Here is a 286-nt window from a genome sequence, read left to right on the forward strand (position 1 = left end):
GTCGTGGGGGCGATAGACGACATCGGCCGGGAAGAACAGCGAGTGCAGTGCGCCGCCCAGATCCAGGGTCGAGAAGTGGATGCCCACGATGAGCGCCCCCTTGCCCTGGGCCATGGCGCGCTCCATGTGCTCCTGCCCCTTGAAGGTCACGCGATCACGCATGTGCTCAGGATCACGACACCAGCCGGTGGCCGTCTCGAAGATACCGATGCCGTTGGCGTGGAAGGTCTTGCGCACCTGACGCGCGCGCTCCGCCTCGCTCCACTCGGGAAAGCACAGCTTGAGG

The 286-nt window shown here is 65.7% G+C and carries 1 protein-coding gene; it reads right to left on the reverse strand.

The features are described from left to right. A partial coding sequence (locus R0J88_RS19520) for a lysophospholipid acyltransferase family protein (protein ID WP_410900802.1) occupies positions 1-286 on the reverse strand: 286 nt, incomplete at both ends.

The sequence above is a fragment of the Pseudoalteromonas sp. SIMBA_162 genome, from assembly GCF_046535955.1.
In the GTDB taxonomy this organism is placed as follows: Bacteria; Pseudomonadota; Gammaproteobacteria; order Enterobacterales; family Alteromonadaceae; genus Pseudoalteromonas; species Pseudoalteromonas marina.